This window comes from Flavobacterium sp. R1_16, assembly GCF_057652095.1.
On record NZ_JBYFCG010000008.1, the window covers coordinates 63,183 to 80,049 of the forward strand.

At 33.2% G+C, this 16,867-nt stretch carries 15 protein-coding genes; 9 read left to right on the top strand and 6 right to left on the bottom strand.

The annotated features are described in order from the left end of the window. Positions 1 to 43: 43 nt before the first annotated feature. The 7 genes from AC23L6_RS11905 (at position 44) to AC23L6_RS11935 (ending at position 8,020) form a co-directional block, all read left to right on the top strand. Positions 44 to 1,645 carry a S8 family peptidase gene (locus AC23L6_RS11905; protein ID WP_487562645.1) on the top strand — a complete coding sequence of 534 codons (1,602 nt, stop codon included), beginning with the start codon at positions 44 to 46 and terminating at the stop codon, positions 1,643 to 1,645. 58 nt (positions 1,646 to 1,703) lie between these two features. Next, on the top strand, positions 1,704 to 3,605 hold the full coding sequence (locus tag AC23L6_RS11910; RefSeq protein WP_487562644.1) for a M1 family metallopeptidase: 1,902 nt from the start codon (positions 1,704 to 1,706) through the stop codon (positions 3,603 to 3,605). 82 nt (positions 3,606 to 3,687) lie between these two features. Then, positions 3,688 to 3,987, top strand: a complete 300-nt coding sequence (locus AC23L6_RS11915; protein WP_487562643.1) for a nucleotidyltransferase family protein — start codon at positions 3,688 to 3,690, stop codon at positions 3,985 to 3,987. Then, complete coding sequence (locus AC23L6_RS11920; protein ID WP_487562642.1) at positions 3,980 to 4,315, top strand: HepT-like ribonuclease domain-containing protein; 336 nt, start codon at positions 3,980 to 3,982, stop codon at positions 4,313 to 4,315. The genes AC23L6_RS11915 and AC23L6_RS11920 overlap by 8 nt, the downstream gene beginning before the upstream one ends. A gap of 605 nt (positions 4,316 to 4,920) precedes the next feature. Further along, entirely contained in the window at positions 4,921 to 5,322 is a 402-nt protein-coding gene (gene rnpA / locus AC23L6_RS11925) for a ribonuclease P protein component (RefSeq protein WP_487562641.1), read from the top strand. 245 nt (positions 5,323 to 5,567) lie between these two features. Next, entirely contained in the window at positions 5,568 to 7,205 is a 1,638-nt protein-coding gene (locus AC23L6_RS11930; protein ID WP_487562640.1) for a S41 family peptidase, read from the top strand. Further along, positions 7,205 to 8,020 carry an OmpA family protein gene (locus AC23L6_RS11935; RefSeq protein ID WP_487562639.1) on the top strand — a complete coding sequence of 272 codons (816 nt, stop codon included), beginning with the start codon at positions 7,205 to 7,207 and terminating at the stop codon, positions 8,018 to 8,020. Before AC23L6_RS11930 ends, AC23L6_RS11935 begins: the two co-directional genes overlap by 1 nt. On the opposite strand, the gene AC23L6_RS11940 is transcribed toward AC23L6_RS11935, so the two are convergent. From AC23L6_RS11940 to AC23L6_RS11955, 4 genes are all read right to left on the bottom strand, one after another. Continuing rightward, positions 8,021 to 8,467 carry a GNAT family N-acetyltransferase gene (locus tag AC23L6_RS11940; RefSeq protein ID WP_487562638.1) on the bottom strand — a complete coding sequence of 149 codons (447 nt, stop codon included), beginning with the start codon at positions 8,465 to 8,467 and terminating at the stop codon, positions 8,021 to 8,023. A 3-nt stretch (positions 8,468 to 8,470) separates the two neighbouring features. Then, the gene (locus AC23L6_RS11945; RefSeq protein ID WP_487562637.1) at positions 8,471 to 9,460 is read right to left on the bottom strand and encodes a DUF4837 family protein; all 990 of its coding nucleotides are present in this window, start codon (positions 9,458 to 9,460) and stop codon (positions 8,471 to 8,473) included. A 135-nt stretch (positions 9,461 to 9,595) separates the two neighbouring features. Then, positions 9,596 to 11,878, bottom strand: coding sequence for a LysM peptidoglycan-binding domain-containing protein (locus AC23L6_RS11950; RefSeq protein WP_487562636.1), 2,283 nt, complete (start codon positions 11,876 to 11,878; stop codon positions 9,596 to 9,598). 237 nt (positions 11,879 to 12,115) lie between these two features. Then, positions 12,116 to 13,303, bottom strand: a complete 1,188-nt coding sequence (locus AC23L6_RS11955) for a phosphoglycerate kinase (protein ID WP_487562635.1) — start codon at positions 13,301 to 13,303, stop codon at positions 12,116 to 12,118. Between the two features lie 206 nt (positions 13,304 to 13,509). Between AC23L6_RS11955 and AC23L6_RS11960 the strand changes: the two genes are divergently transcribed. Together AC23L6_RS11960 and AC23L6_RS11965 are read left to right on the top strand one after the other, a co-directional pair. Then, the gene (locus tag AC23L6_RS11960; protein WP_487562634.1) at positions 13,510 to 14,658 is read left to right on the top strand and encodes a DNA polymerase III subunit; all 1,149 of its coding nucleotides are present in this window, start codon (positions 13,510 to 13,512) and stop codon (positions 14,656 to 14,658) included. A 5-nt stretch (positions 14,659 to 14,663) separates the two neighbouring features. Then, positions 14,664 to 15,047: a DoxX family protein gene (locus AC23L6_RS11965; RefSeq protein ID WP_487562633.1), complete on the top strand. Its 384-nt coding sequence runs from the start codon at positions 14,664 to 14,666 to the stop codon at positions 15,045 to 15,047. Positions 15,048 to 15,078: 31 nt separating this feature from the next. Here the strand turns inward: AC23L6_RS11965 and darG are convergent, their stop codons facing one another. Then, positions 15,079 to 16,113, bottom strand: coding sequence for a type II toxin-antitoxin system antitoxin DNA ADP-ribosyl glycohydrolase DarG (darG, locus tag AC23L6_RS11970; protein WP_487562632.1), 1,035 nt, complete (start codon positions 16,111 to 16,113; stop codon positions 15,079 to 15,081). Next, on the bottom strand, positions 16,113 to 16,736 hold the full coding sequence (darT, locus tag AC23L6_RS11975) for a type II toxin-antitoxin system toxin DNA ADP-ribosyl transferase DarT (protein WP_487562631.1): 624 nt from the start codon (positions 16,734 to 16,736) through the stop codon (positions 16,113 to 16,115). Before darT ends, darG begins: the two co-directional genes overlap by 1 nt. Positions 16,737 to 16,867: the final 131 nt, after the last annotated feature.

Consider the following 16,867-nt stretch of genomic DNA (forward strand, 5'->3'; position numbering starts at 1 on the left):
ATGATATAATTTAGGCCAAAATTTTAACTTTAATCTCTTTTACATGAAAATAGTACACACTTTTTGCTTGAGTGCTTTTGGTTTTTTGCTTATCACAGGTTGTGGTACATCAAAAATGGTTTCTACTAATGCGGCTAATATTGATAAAATTCCTTTAAAAATTAGCCCAATAAAAGAATCCGATTTGAAGCGTTGGAGTCATTTGGATTTAATAAAAGATACCATTCCTGGAATGAGTGTGGATAAGGCTTATGCTGAATTATTAAAAAACAAAAAAGGAGTAAAAGTAATTGTAGGAGTTGTAGATTCTGGAGTAGATATTGATCATCAAGATTTAAAGGGTGTGATATGGACTAATCCCAAAGAAATTGCAGGTAACGGAATTGACGATGATAAAAATGGCTATATTGACGATATTCATGGATGGAATTTCTTAGGAAATGCTGTAAACGAAAGTTTAGAAATGACTCGTATCGTTAAAAAAGGAGATGATGGCTCAACAACGTACAAAGAAGCTAAAGCAGAACTTGACAAAAAAATTGAAGATTATAAAGGCAAGAAACAACAGGTTGATTTTATTTTTAATGCTCATAAAACCGTTAGTGACTACCTAAAAAAAGAGAATTACACTATTGATGAAGTTAAAGCAATTACAACAACTGATCCTGCGTTAACTCAAAGTAAAAAAGTAATGATTAGCATCATTGGTCAAACTGGTCCAGAATTTATGCCAGATTTAAATGATTTCAAAGAGCAAGTGTATGACATGTTGAATTACAACTTAAATGTAGAATTTGACGGAAGAAAAGTGGTAGGAGACAATCCTGAGGACATCAATGATAAAAATTACGGAAATAATATTGTTTATGGACCCGACAAAGAAAAAGCACTTCACGGAACTCACGTAGCGGGAATTATAGCTCAAATTCGCAACAATAATTTAGGAGGAGATGGAATTACAAACAATGCACAAATTATGGCTGTTCGTGCCGTTCCAAATGGAGACGAATATGATAAAGATATCGCATTAGGAATTCGTTATGCTGTTGATAATGGTGCCAAAGTAATTAACGGAAGTTTCGGTAAAAGCTTCTCACCTCACAAACAATGGGTGTACGATGCCATAAAATATGCTGAAAGTAAAGATGTTTTAATTGTTCATGCTGCTGGAAACGATGGTCTTGATATTGATTTGGCACAAAACAAAAACTATCCAAATGATTCTGATGACAACAAAACTGAGTTTGCAAGCAACTTCATCACTGTTGGAGCTTTGAGCACAACCTATGGCTCTTCGCTAGTTGCTGATTTTTCAAATTACGGTAGCTTCAATGTAGATGTATTTTCTCCTGGTATGGAAATTTATGCAACTGTTCCTAACAACAAATACCGATACGAACAAGGAACATCAATGGCTTCGCCAAATGTTGCTGGAGTAGCTGCTTTAATTCGTTCCTATTATCCAACTTTGACTGCCAAACAAGTAAAACAAATCCTTATGGATTCTGGAACAACAACAAGTTTAACGGTAGTTCTGGGCGAAAATCAAGAAAAACGTCCTTTTGCTAATGCTTCAAAATCTGGAAAAATGGTAAATGCATACAATGCTTTGATGATGGCAGAAAAAATGGCTCCTAAAAAATAATCAAAGTTTAATTTTATAATGGAAGGACGAAAAACCCTTCCATTTTTTATATACAATTATGAGAAAATTCTTTTTATTACTCTTGGTTTTTATTGGTATAGAAACCGTTTCAGCTCAAAATGCTGCTTATTGGCAACAACATGTCGATTACAAAATGGATGTCGTGATGGATGCGAAAAACTATCAATATAAAGGAACTCAAAAATTAATTTATACCAATAATTCACCCGACACCCTAAAACGAGTTTTTTATCATTTATACAACAATGCTTTTCAGCCAGGAAGCGAAATGGATGCGCGTCTCCAAAGTATTGTTGACCCTGATGCTCGAATGGTGGTTAAAACCAAAAATGCAGAAGGAAAGGAAATCAAAGAAAGTAGAATTGCAAAGCTGAAGCCCAACGAAATTGGCTATCTCAAAATATCTAACTTCAAGCAAGACGGCATTGCTACTCATGCAAAAGAAGTAGGGACTATTCTTGAAGTAGATTTAGCCCAACCCATTTTACCAGGAAAATCAACGGTTTTTACTCTAGATTTCGACGGACAAGTTCCTGTTCAAATTCGTCGTTCAGGTCGAAATAATGCCGAGGGAGTAGAATTTTCTATGGCGCAATGGTACCCAAAAATTGCTGAATTCGATTTTGAAGGCTGGCACGCCGACCCCTATATTGCTCGAGAATTTCATGGCGTTTGGGGCGATTTTGATGTGAAAATTACCATCGACAAAGACTATGTTCTGGGCGGAAGTGGCTACTTACAAAATCCTAACGAAATAGGTCATGGGTATCAAGATGCTGGAATTAAAGTGACCTATCCTAAGAAAACCAAAACACTAACTTGGCATTTTATAGCGCCAAATGTGCATGATTTTACATGGGCTGCCGATAAAAATTACCTTCACGATGTAGTAAAAACCGATTTTGGAACGACGCTACATTTCCTCTACAAAAACAATCCAAAAATCATTGACAACTGGAAAAAAGCTGAACCATTAACCGTTCAATTAATGCAATTTTACAATCAAACGGTTGGGAAATATCCTTACGACCAATATTCTGTAATTCAAGGTGGCGATGGTGGAATGGAATATGCCATGTGTACTTTAATTTTAGGCGAAGGCACTTTTGACGGATTGATTGGAGTTATCGCCCACGAAATGGCACATTCATGGTTTCAACATGTTTTGGCATCTAATGAAAGTAAACACGGATGGATGGACGAAGGATTTACTTCCTATTTAGAAGATTTAGGAATGAACGAAATTGCAGAAAAAAAAGCAGACAATCCACATGAAGGTTCCTACAACGGCTACTATTATATGGTGAAATCTGGCAAAGAACAACCACAAAGCACCCATTCAGACCGCTATGATGTGAACCAAGTGTATAGTATTACTTCGTATAGTAAAGGTGATATCTTTTTATCGCAATTGGGGTATCTCATCGGGAAAGAAAACTTGATGAAAACGCTAAAAAAATATTATGCTGATTTCAAATTCAAGCATCCAACACCCAATGATATCAAGCGCACGGCAGAACGCGTTTCTGGAGCCAACCTAGATTGGTATCTAACCGATTGGACGCAAACTACAAATACCATCGATTATAGCATCAAGGAAGTAATCGAAAATCCAGATTATGCTGTGGGCGACAAAACAAAAATCACTTTAGAACGAATTGGCAGAATGCCGATGCCTATTGACCTTTTAGTTGAATATACAGATGGCACCAAAGAAAGTTTTTACATTCCGCTACGCATGATGAGTTTTATTAAAGAAAACCAAAATCCACAGATTCACCGAACAGTTTTGAACGATTGGGCTTGGGCTTATCCTACTTATACTTTCTTTATAGAAAAACCTAAAACCACTATCAAGAAAATCACTATTGACGATAGCGGATTACTAGCTGACGTGAATAAAGGGAATAATAGTTATCCTGCGGTGGTAAAAAAATAAAAATCTAAACTTGTGATGATTAAAAATCATTTATAGTTGATGTTTGCGGGTTGTGAAAAATGATTTTGTATATTTGAACTCCATGAATCTAATTACTCAAAATATCGAATCTATAAAAGCACTCTGTAAATCCCACAAAGTAAAGAGCCTTTATGCCTTTGGTTCAGTGCTTACTGATAAATTCAATGATGAAAGTGATATTGACCTGATTGTAAATTTTAGTGATATCCAATTATTAGATTATTCAGATAATTATTTTGATTTGAAATTTTCTCTTGAAGACACTCTCAAAAGGCCTATTGACCTGCTTGAAGAAAAGGCTATCAAGAACCCTTATTTTAAAAAAGCAATCCAAAAAAACATGCAATTGATTTATGGATGATTATATTTATGCATGGCTTTTCGACATCAAAACTTCAATTGACGAAATTGAAAGTTACTTTCCAAATGGAAAAGTGTTCCAATACTATCATGAAGATTTAAAAACCAAACGCGCTGTTGAAAGAAATATTGAAATCATTGGTGAAGCGATGAATCGTATCATGAAAATTGACCCTGAAATCAAGATTTCTAATTCCCGAAAAATTGTTGACGCTCGAAACAAAATAATTCATGGTTATGATGAAATATCTGATGATGTAATTTGGGGAATTGTTGTTAATAGTCTTCCCGTTTTAAAAAGTGAAGTTGAAAATCTATTACCTGATTAACTTATAATCATAGACAAAAGCACATTACTTCTAGATGTGAATAAAGGGAACAATAGTTATCCTGTGGTAGTAAAAAAATAAACGTGTGTTTTTGAAAGAGTAACTCAACAAAGCATAGTTTATCTATCTCAATTGATTTACTGTTTTTTACTATAAATGCTTCATCACAATTTATAAAAGAAAGAAAAGTGGCTATTGACGGAAATGTTGAAAGTGATTTAAAAATCACCAAATCTCAATCCCAACCATTCAAAACTCAAAAGTAACATTACGAAGCCTAATAGTGATAAACGGAAATACTAAAGTAATCGGCGGAAGAAAAAATAGAACCCCCCTAAGAACATTTTCAACACAAGGAAACTTCAAAGTGATCAAGGGAAATTCCATAGTGTTATTTCGAAACTCAAAAGTAACCTGCGGAAGCTTTACAGTGACATAAGGAAACTCAATAATGATCGGCGGAAGCCTCATAAATACTCGTAAAACATAAAAAACAACCAGAAAAATTCCACCAAACAAAATCATCAACAAACTCCTTTTAAACGATTTAAAAAATGTATTGGGTCTATTTTGTACCTTTACCCGCCTAGCGCATATAACAAAAGATGAACTTTAGCTATCCAAAATCCGAGAAACTCAAAAGCAAAAAAACCATCGATTTACTTTTTTCAAAAGGGAAATCGGTGTCAAAATATCCGTTGCGTTTGGTTTACATAGAATGTGATTTTGATACTGCTGAATCCAAAGAACTCGAGACGGAACATAAAATAAAAATGGGGGTTTCGGTTTCTAAAAAATATTTCAAACGTGCTGTTGATAGAAATTATTTCAAGCGTCTTTTGAGGGAAGCCTATCGCCTCAACAAACATTTACTCATTGACCATCTCGAAAAACCTCATGCGTTTATGTTTTTCTATCAAAGTAATGACCGTCTATCCTATCACGAAATTGAAACCAAAACGATTCAATTATTTGAAAAATGCATACAGAAACTTAAAAAAGAATAATATTGTTTTGTCTTTCTTTTCCATTGTATCTTGATAAATTAATATCGGAAAATGCTTTTCACCATTAAGATATTTAAGTTTCATTAAGTAATCTAAGCCTTAATTGTCTTAATCCCTTAATGGTTCAATTACAATCAAATTGTGTTAAGATTATTAGAATTGGTTAAAACTATTCTCATAAACGGTTATATTTGAAGTTATTTCGTAATTTCGTTTGCCTAAATTTTCAAAAAGAAGTCAGAAACATGTACGCATTTTTTAAAAAAAGATATATTATCCCAGTCCTAGCGAGCGTTTTCTTGTATGTAGGTGTAAGTTTTAGAGAAGACTTTTTTGAAGTTGCTAAGCAAATAGAAATCTTTACCACGCTATTCAAAGCCGTAAATTCCAACTATGTAGATGAAACCAATCCCGGCGAACTGATGGACAAAGCCATCAAAAGCATGTTGGCCGATTTGGATCCTTATACCAATTATTTCAACGAACAAGACGTTGTTAAATTCAAAATCAACAACACGGGAGAATACACTGGAATTGGCGCTGTAATTACCCGTAAGGAAGGGAAACTAATCATCAAAGAACCCTATAAAAACTTTCCTGCCGATAAAGCAGGTTTAAAAGCGGGTGACGAAATTATCCAAATAGGCGATGTCAACCTAATCGATTTTAAAGACGATGCTTCTCAGTTGCTGAAAGGTGCTAAAAATACCAAAATCGACATCAAATACCTCCGTCAAGGCAAGACATTAACCACTCAGCTTACTCTAGACGAGGTTGAAATTAAAGCCGTGCCATTCTTCGGGAAAGTGGATGATAAAACAGGATATATTGTACTATCACAATTCAACAAAAAAGCTTCGTTAGAAACTAAGGAGGCGCTGGAACAATTGAAAAAAGATGGTGCTGAACGTATTATTTTAGATTTAAGAGGCAATCCAGGAGGACTATTAAACGAGGCGGTGAATATTTGCAATTTATTCGTGCCGAAAGATGAAATCATAGTGACCACCAAATCAAAAATTGAAAAGCACAACAACACCTATAAAACCACTCGAGAGCCTATTGACACTGAGATTCCTTTAGCAATTCTTGTTGACGGAAAAAGTGCTTCTGCTTCAGAAATTGTTTCGGGTGCCTTACAAGATTTAGACCGCGCGGTAATCATTGGAAGTCGCAGTTTTGGCAAAGGATTGGTACAACGCCCTATCGATTTAACTTATGGAACACAAATAAAAATTACCATTTCACGCTATTATACGCCTTCTGGACGATGCATTCAAGCCTTAGATTATTCTAGAAAAGACAAGGATGGAAAAGCCATTCGAACTGCATCCGAAAACTATAATGCTTTTAAAACCAAAAAAGGCAGAACCGTTTATGATGGTGGTGGAATTCTTCCTGATATTGTTCTTGAAGAAACTAAAACGAGTAGCATTGCGGAAGCCTTACTTAAAAATGATGGAATTTTTAATTTCGTAACCAACTATTATTATAAAAATCCAACTTTAGGAAACACTATTCCAACAATTTCTGATGCTGATTTTATGGAATTTAAAGCATTTCTTAAAAAACAAAATTTCAATTTTGATACTGATACAGAAATTGCCTTGAAAAAGACATTGGATGCTGCTAAAAAAGAAAAAATTGAAAGTACTATTGCACCTGAATACCAACAATTATTGACCGCTTTGCAAAAAAGTGAAGAATCACAATTGAATGAAAACCAGAAAGAAATTAAAAAATTAATTCTTGAAGAAATCATTAAACGCTATCAATACAAAGAAGGATTGTATCAATATTACATCAAAAACAATTTGGAAATTAAAAAAGCCACTTCCATTTTGAACAACATTCCAGAATACAATAAAATATTAAAATTATAATGATTCGATTTTTAAAGATTTTACCGCTTCTAGTCTGTGGATTTGTATATGCTCAAGAAGAAGTAGTGCAATCCGTTTATTTTGAATTTGATAAGTTTAATCTTGACGAAAAACAAGGGAATGCTGTGGTTGATTTTATCAAAAATACAGATTCAACACGAATAGAATCCATTCAAATTTTTGGCTATACAGATGATGTTGGTAAAGAAGCCTACAACTTTAAACTGTCTACCAATCGCGCGAATACCATTAGAGAAAAACTAATACATAGTGGCATTAAAAACAAAATTATTGTTACCATCGAAGGCAAAGGACGCATCCTTATTGAAGATGATGTTGTAGAAAATCTTCCTGAAAAACGCTCTAAAAATCGTCGAGTAGATGTGGTTTTGAATTTAAAACCCTTGCCTAAAATCGAAATTCCTGGTTTCTACAATAGCATTCAAAAGAAGCACATCGTGGGGGATCATATCTATTTAGAAAATTTATTGTTTGAACGTGGAAGCAGTAAACTCACTTTTGAAGCTAAAACACAGTTGGATAAAATTGCAAAATTGTTGTTGAAATACAGAACCTTGGAATTTGAAATTCAAGGGCACGTTTGTTGTACTCCTCCTTATCAAAAAGAAGCCATTGATATGGAAACACGTAAAAGAAACCTGTCACACAATCGCGCCGAATCCGTCTACAAGTATCTTAATTTTAAAAAGATTGCCAAAACCCGTATGACTTTTAAAGGCTATGGGAACACCGTTCCTCTTGGAAAAGGCTCGGAATATGACCGAAGAGTGGAGTTAGTAATTACTAAAATCTAGTTATTCTCTTTTCATTTGAATATGAGGAATATCGTCCTCTAAGTACATCTCACTCGTTTGCACAAAACCATGATTTTCGTAAAATTTTTGAAGGTACAACTGAGCCGAAATCGTGATTTTGTTTTGGTTGAAATGCGTTTCGATACCTTTAATAGCTTGTTGCATCATTTCATGACCCCATTTTTTATCTCTGTAACCAGCGCCGATAACTACTCTTCCTATTGACGCATTTTCAAAGTAATCTCCAGATTTAAAAAGTCGGGCATACGCAACAATTTTACCATCACACTTTCCTAGCAGATGTAGCGCTTTACTATCTTTACCGTCTATATCTTGATATACGCAATTTTGCTCCACAATAAAGACTTCTGCGCGCAATTGTAGCAAAGAATACAATTCCTTTGTAGAAAGGGCTTCAAATGGCTTAATTTCCCAAATCACATTCATACATTATTCCTTTTCATTTTTCTTTAAAAATTCTATTGACTTAATAATGGATTCCATTTCAAACATTAAATCTCTTTTTTCCTTTGATGGGTCATAACAAAAACCTTCTAGAACTAAAATACGCTTGTTTTTAGAGTCAATAATAGTGTAATTAATAAAAGGTCCAGACATATAATCGTTTTTGAGCTCCCAAGTTCCTTTGGTTTCAAATGTTTCTCTGCCTTTTAATCGTATTTTAAACAGATACGGGGAATAGGAATCTTCTGTTACCATACGTGTATTTGGAATGGTACCGTGAATATAAAGATTGCCTATAGAATCTCTTTTTCTTGTAATCACTTTTACAATATTAGACCATGGTCGTATACTGCGAAAAGGGATTTCATAAATTAAAATACTCGTGTTACCGCTGGTGATTTCTTTTTTTAGCCAGATAAATTTTCTTCTCTCTAGAACATAATTATATCCTTTTGGGACATGTAAATCAATATTGAATTTGCGTTGGATTTTCTTGGTTTCAATTCTTGAAGTATCAATGATTCTCTGGTTTTCTTTGATTTCAGTTTGACGAATTTTATCAATAATTGTTGGAGCGTGTTGCTCTATTAATTCTAAAATACTGGCAGCAGTTTTTCCAGAAATATGGAATACGTTTTGCGGCGTTGCAAATTCATTTTCCACAATTTGAAAACTGTTTTTGGCTTCTTTTTTTATGACAATACTATTTCTAGTTTTGGTAACAAAACCTTCTAGTAATTTAACAGGATACTGATTGATAGTAAAAAGAGGTTCTTCTTGAGGTAAACCAATAACGGGTGATGCAAATTTATTTCTGATACTATCGCCTACTTCTCCATTCCATAATTGATCATCGATGATAACTGATATGGTATTTATTTTTGCTGACGTATCGCCTTTTGAATCCTCTTGTTTCTGTGAACAAGACCAACACAACAGAATGACTGGTAGCAATAAAAAAAGGGCTTTATTCATATGAAGATATTTATTGTTTTTTATCGGTCATATGTAATTCGCATCTTATTTGGTGTATACGATTAATAAAAATGGGGCTCATTTCATGATTTACATTCTATGAAATAAGCCCTAAATTTATGTAGATTTTTTATATTATCCGTTTATTTTCAATTTCATTCCAGGTTTTAATTCGTTTCCGCGAATTCCATTCCATTTTTTGATGTCGGAAATGGTTACTCCAGGATATTTTTTGGCAATACTAAAAAGGGAATCTCCTTTTCTAACATAGTAATGGTCTTCTTTTTCGTTTTTAGAAACCTTCTCTTTTTTAGAATGCTTCTCTGCCACTGCTTGATTAGTATCAACAACCAATTTTTTAGCAACTATAATTTTATCACCCAATTGTATGGTGTCGTCAGATAAATCATTCCAAGTTTTTAAATCCGATACTGCAACATTATTTTTCTTAGCAATACTGCTTAAATTATCTCCTTTTTGAACAACGTATTCAACATTCTTGATTTCGGTTTTAGGTGCCGATTCTTCTTTATCTTCATTGATAATATCGGCAATTTTTAATTTGCTTTCTAATTGAATGGTGTTGTCTGACAAATCATTCCATTGTTTCAAGTCGTCTATAGACACATTGTATTTCTTAGCTATTGTGCTCAAATTATCTCCTTGTTGCACAACATAAAAACTATCTTGTTTTTCTGAAACATCGCTTTTTTGTTCTTTTTTCAACTTATCGTTTGAAGCTATAGCATCAGACTTCACTTCTTTCTTAACGGTAGTTACTACTCTTTCGTTAGTAATGATTTTTAAGCTTTTACCTAATGGAATATTGTTACTTTTCAACTTATTCCATTTTTTGATTTCAGCTACCGTTACACCATATTTCTCAGAAATTTCTCCAAGATTGTCGCCTTTTTTCACCTTGTGAGTTTTAGTAACATCTTTGAACGTTACCACTTTCTCCTCTTTGTAAACTTTTGGTTCTTTTACCTCTTTGGTTTCAACTGATGCTACATCTGAATTTTTTTGAACTGCTATAGTATCCACCTTCTGCTTCTTTTCTTTGTATGCTATCGTCTCAGAAGTCATGATTTTTAGGTTTCGACCTAAAGGTGCTTTATTGTTCTTGAGTTTATTCCATCTTTTAATATCCGATATAGCAACATTATACCTGTCAGCAATTTCACTCAAATTATCTCCACGTCTCACTTTGTGATATTTGGTTCGAGTAACCACTGAACTGCTATCACTTGATTTCAAAGAATCTCTGTAAGCATAGGCTTGCTGTTGACGTGTAAATGGTTTTTCTCTTTTGTCTAATTCATATTGAGCATAGGCATAAATTTTATCCTCATTTGAAGTAAAAACAGCTACCTTTTGTGAAGGTAATGTCAAGAAATGTTTCTTGTCGTTATAAGCAGGAACAACTCCCAGTTTGTATTGAGGATTCAATAAATGTAACTGAGCAACTGGAATATCAAGCAAATCAGAAATTTGTTTGAAACTCAATTGTTTTTTAATCATGATAGTATCCGTTGCAAATTGCTTAACAACAGCTCTTTCAGGTTTAATGCCATGAGCTTTGTGATATTCGTAAATGTACATCGTTGCTAAAAATGCTGGTACATAACCTTGAGTTTCTTGAGGAAGATGCTTTCTGATGTTCCAATAATTTTGTTGACCGCCTGAACGACGAATAGCCTTTGAAACATTTCCTGGTCCTGAATTGTAGGATGCCAAAACCAAATCCCAGTCGCCAAAGATTTTGTACATATTGGTCATGTATTGAGCAGCAGCTTCACTTGCTTTAAGTGGATCACTTCGTTCATCTACATAGGAATCAATGTTAAGATTGTATTGTTTTCCTGTTTGATACATAAATTGCCACAAACCCGTTGCTCCCACTCTAGAAACCGCTTTTGGATTCAACGCTGATTCTACAACGGCTAGATATTTAATTTCAAGTGGAACATTTTGTTTGGCTAGAGCTTCTTCAAAAATTGGAAAATAATATTCAGAAATAGCCATTAATCTTTCGAATGATTTTTTTCTATTCTTGAGAAATGATTTTATGATATTTTCTAACCCTTGGTTGTATTCAATATTAAAAGGAGATCTAGCATCCATTTCCTTCAATCTGGCCTTTAACAATTCTGTAGGCAATTCATAATCTACCTTCTCATCCAGATTTATAGTTTTAATATCTTTTTCTAGATCATTGTATAAATCTAGGCTTGTTAATTCCTTGAGCCAAAGACTATCAACGCATGAAGCAATATTATCATTTATAAATGTTTTTTTGATAGAATCTAGATACGTCCTGCTAGATTGAGACTTTGCTGAATTAAGTGAAAAACTCTGGGCGAAAGTGTTTCCTGCTATCAGCAAAGAGGCGATTAGAGTGATTTTTTTTAAATTCATAAATTATATTTTTATTGTTTTCAGTAGGTAAAAACAATGATGTTTCTGAAATTTTATTTTGCTTTTTTTGATGAATACAAACAACTTTTTGGTGTCAATTTCTCACAAGTTGCTATATTTCAAATAATTGTAATTCTGCAAACATAAGAATCTTATGGCAAATAAACTTAATCTTATAACTTAAATTTGTCCTAAATATTGTTAAAAATGCATTTTTTAATCCAATTTGGATGAAATTTATCCTAAAATAGCATCAATTCCCGGTAAAATTCTTCCTTCTAACATTTCTAACATTGCACCTCCACCAGTAGAAACATAACTCATTTTATCCTCAAGCCCAAACTGTTTCACTGCTGCAACAGAATCGCCTCCACCAACAAGTGAGAACGCTCCATTTGCCGTGGCTTCAGCGATATGATTTCCTAATTCAATGGTTCCTTTTGCAAATGTTGGCATTTCAAAAACACCTAACGGTCCGTTCCAAAGAATTGTTTTAGATTCTAAAATTACTTTTTTGAAATTCTCTAATGATTTTGGTCCAGCATCTAAACCTTGCCATCCGTCTGGAATTTCACGTACATCAACAACTTGCGTTTGAGCATCATTTGAAAAAGCATCCGCAGCCACTACATCAACTGGGATGTGAAGTTGAACCCCTTTTTCTTTAGCTAATCTTAAAATTTCAAGAGCCAAATCTTGCTTGTCAACTTCGCAAATAGAATCTCCTACTTTTCCTCCAAGTGCTTTGACGAAAGTATAGGTCATACCTCCACCAATAATCATGTGATCTACTTTGTCTAAAATATTTTCGATAACCGTAATTTTTGAAGATACTTTTGAACCTCCAAGAACCGCAGTTACTGGTTTTTCGCTATTTTTCAAAACTCTATTTAAACTTTCTATTTCTTTTGCTAGTAAAGTTCCGAAACATTTATCATTTGGAAAAAATTGAGCAATTATAGTTGTAGAAGCATGTGCTCTATGTGCAGTTCCAAAAGCATCATTCACATAAATATCTCCTAGTGAAGCCAATTCTTTTGCGAATGCAACATCTCCAGCTTCTTCTTCGTTGTAAAAACGTAAATTTTCTAACAATAAAACTTCTCCATGTTTCAAATCAGCTGCTGCTGCTTTTGCTACATCACCTCTACAATCCGTAGAAAATTTGACAGATACTCCTAATACTTCAGAAGCTGTTTTTAAAATATGTTCTAATGAATATTTCTTCTCGATTCCTTTAGGTCTTCCTAGGTGCGACATTAAGATTACGCTTCCTCCGTCGGCTAAAATTTTATCAATAGTTGGCTTTGCTGCTTCGATTCTAGTGGCGTCTGTTACATTAAAATTTTCATCTAACGGCACGTTGAAATCAACACGGATTAAAGCTTTTTTATTTTTAAAATTAAAATCATTCAAAGTTTTCATTATCTATATTTTTTTAAGTTTATTTTTATTGGATTCACAAAGGTAAGATTTTTAAGTAACATAAAAATTGGAATTGTTTCAAAATAAGGGCATTTCATTAACGAAAACGTTGTAATTTTTAAAACAAGAAAAAATCAACTTCATAATATTACAATAATGCAGATTTGTAAATTGATAACTTTAGAACTTTTAGATATATTTGCTTTATGCTATTTTCAGAAATTTTAGGACAAGAACACATTAAAAGTCATTTGACAAAAAGCGCCGCTTCGGGCAGAATTCCTCATGCACAATTGTTTGTTGGCCCTGAAGGAAGCGGAACATTGGCTATGGCGATTGGTTACGCACAATATATTTTGTGTAACAATATTGGAAATGAAAATGAAGGCGGAAATGAATCCTGTAATTTAAAATTTCAATCTATTTCTCATCCTGATTTGCATTTTATATATCCTACCGTTACTACTGAAGATGTAAAAAGCAAGCCCAAAAGCATTGATTTTATTAATGATTGGAGACAATTTGTTAGTGAAAATCCTTATGGAAGTTTATTCGATTGGTACCAAATTTTGGGCGTTCAGAACAAACAAGGTGAAATTCGAGTAGAAGATGCTCAGGAAATTCTAAAATCGTTAGCCTTAAAATCCTATGAAGGTGGTTATAAAATCATGATCATTTGGATGGCAGATAAGATGAATATTTCTGCATCCAATAAATTATTAAAGTTGTTAGAAGAACCTACAGATAAAACAATGTTCATTCTAATTTCTGAAAACGAAGAAGACATCATTCAAACCATTCGTTCCAGATGTCAGGTGTTGCATTTTAATGCCTTACCCGAAAAAGTAATTACTGAGGCATTAATTTCGAACAAAAATATCGAACCGAGAACAGCTTCAAAATTAGCACATCAAGCACAAGGTAATTACAATAAAGCCTTGCAATTGCTTCAAGAGAATAGCGAAGACGTATTTTTTGAAAAACATTTTGTCGATTGGGTTCGGGCGGCTTTTAGAGCTAAAGGTAATGCCGCAGCAATCCAGGATTTAATTACTTGGAGCGAACATATTGCTGGTTTAGGACGAGAAACTCAGAAAAAATTCTTACACTACTGCATTGAAATGTTTCGTCAAGGGTTGTTATTGAATTATCAAACTACAAGTTTGGTATATATGGAACCTAAAATTGAAAAGTTTAAACTGGAAAATTTTGCACCATTCGTTAACGGAACCAATATAAATGATATCTTTAAAGAACTTTCCGATGCCATGTATCATATTGAGCGTAACGGAAATGCTAAAATTATTTTGACTGATTTGTCGATAAAACTAACTCGTTTAATTCATAAAAAATAAATCGTATGTTTAATGTTGCCTCAATTTTGGTTTTAGTTTTGCTTGCAGTAACTTTTATTCAATCTGGTTATGACAAAGCTATTTATTGGAAAGATAATTTGGCTTGGCTAAAAGAACATTTTGCCAATACTAAACTGCGAAATCATGTTCCGATGGCATTGTTTCACATCTTGGTTTTAGAATTAATTTCTGGGATTTTATGCGTGGTAGGTTGCATTCAATTGTTAGTAAACAACGGAAGAACTTTTGGGCTTTATGGCGGTATTTTTTCTTGTATTACCTTAATCATGTTGCTTTTTGGACAACGTTTGGCCAAGGATTATGACGGTGCTAGAACAATTGTAATTTATTTTATTCCTGCAGTTATGGTGGTGTATTGGTTGAGTTAGGTTAGTTAATTTTAAAATTAAAGAGTTATTCTCACAACCGAGACAGCTGATGTTTTTCAATATTTTCAGTTGCAATTTTAATAAATTTTGCAAATCCTTTTTTTCTGTCACTCCATTTTTCTAACTCATTGATAATTACTTCTACATCTTTAGTTTTCTGTGTTTCCATAATATAATCTATAGTAGATAAAAGTTCTAATCCAAAGGACGAATAAAATCCACGTAAAAATTCTTTAGTCTTATCAACAATTAATTTGTAGTTGGCATTTTCGTTAGAATTTAAAAACTCTGTTATTTCTTTTTCGGTATTTGCTCGAAGTCCAATTTCTTCGAATGGTTTTTTATCTTTAGAACTGTATCCTGTAACATAACTCCCGTTTAAATGATATAAGACATGCTTAACTTTTCCTGAATATGGTCCGTAAAAATTAGCTGAGTATTGTAGCTTAAAATTATCTTGTGCGCCAAATCGCTGTAAAAAATACGCTACCTTTTCAGCTGAAAATTCCGATACAAATTCGCCGTTTTTAACTAAATCAAACAATACGGAAAGTAACATAGCTCTTGCAGGGGTTAGTTTGACTCTTTCAGACTTTAAAATTTCTTCAATAGCTGAGTTTGGCTGAAAAATAGTAATCTCCGCATCAATATTTCTTAAATAATATTGCATCATGGCTTTTACTTTATTCCATTCCAAACCACCATTACCTGCCCCCAATGGAGGAATTGCTAATGATTTAATATTCTTCTGTTTGATTAACTCAACAAGTTTTTTCAATCCTTCTTCTATATAGATATATTCTGAAGGTTTTCTCCAATCAGTTTTTGTGGGAAAATTAATAATCGTTCTTCTTCCACTAAGCAAGGAGTCTTCTTCAACAACAAGTAAATCACCAATTTTAAAATCTCCATCTTTACAAGCTTTACTATATACTTTGTAATTGTATGGATACTGATTTTTAAATTGTAAAGCAATTCCTTTACCCATAACACCAACAGTATTAACGGTATTTACTAAAGCTTCTGCTTCGCTTTCTAATAGATTTCCTGTAATAAATTTTAACATTAAAAATAGTATTGACTTCTAATAAATATTCTTTCCGAATCTATTCCTAAGTTTACAAGCTTATCTTTTGCTATTTGATTATAAACTGCAAAAGCTCCTATTGCTTCAATAGGTATATCTTCCTCAACTAAAAATTCTGCTTCCTTTCTTCTTTTTTTATCTAAATCCTTAGGATCTTTCCAATATGGATCTTTTATTGTTTTATAATCTAAAATTTCTTCTAATTTACTAATGTCATTAACACTAAATACACTCGAAAAAGCGTCAATTGCATGACCATCCGTGAAAATGAATTGCAACCCCATTTCTAGGATTTTAGCAATGGAAGTAATACAATAAATAATATTTTCAGGAGCGGTTATTTGAACGCCATTAAATCCTTTTTGAATAACATAAAGCATTGGCATTCTGTTCCAAAAATAAAAAGGAATATAATTACCCAAAGTATTTCCATTTGATAAAAAGTGATATTTTCTACTACTAATCAAACTACTGTCCCCGATGCTTTTATAGTTTGGATTAGCATTTGGAGAATCAACTTTTGTTAAACCAAATTTCAAAAGGTGATCTACATTGTCAATATGCAACATTCGAAAAAGGTAAGTTTTCTCTAAATCAGCCACTTTTAACTATTTATAACCGAAAATTCAGCACCGACCAAACTTAATGATTTAATAGTACAATACAAAATTAAATTTGGAACAAGTCTTAACATAAATTAAATTAATATTGATAAAAGTATATTGTTTGTCTC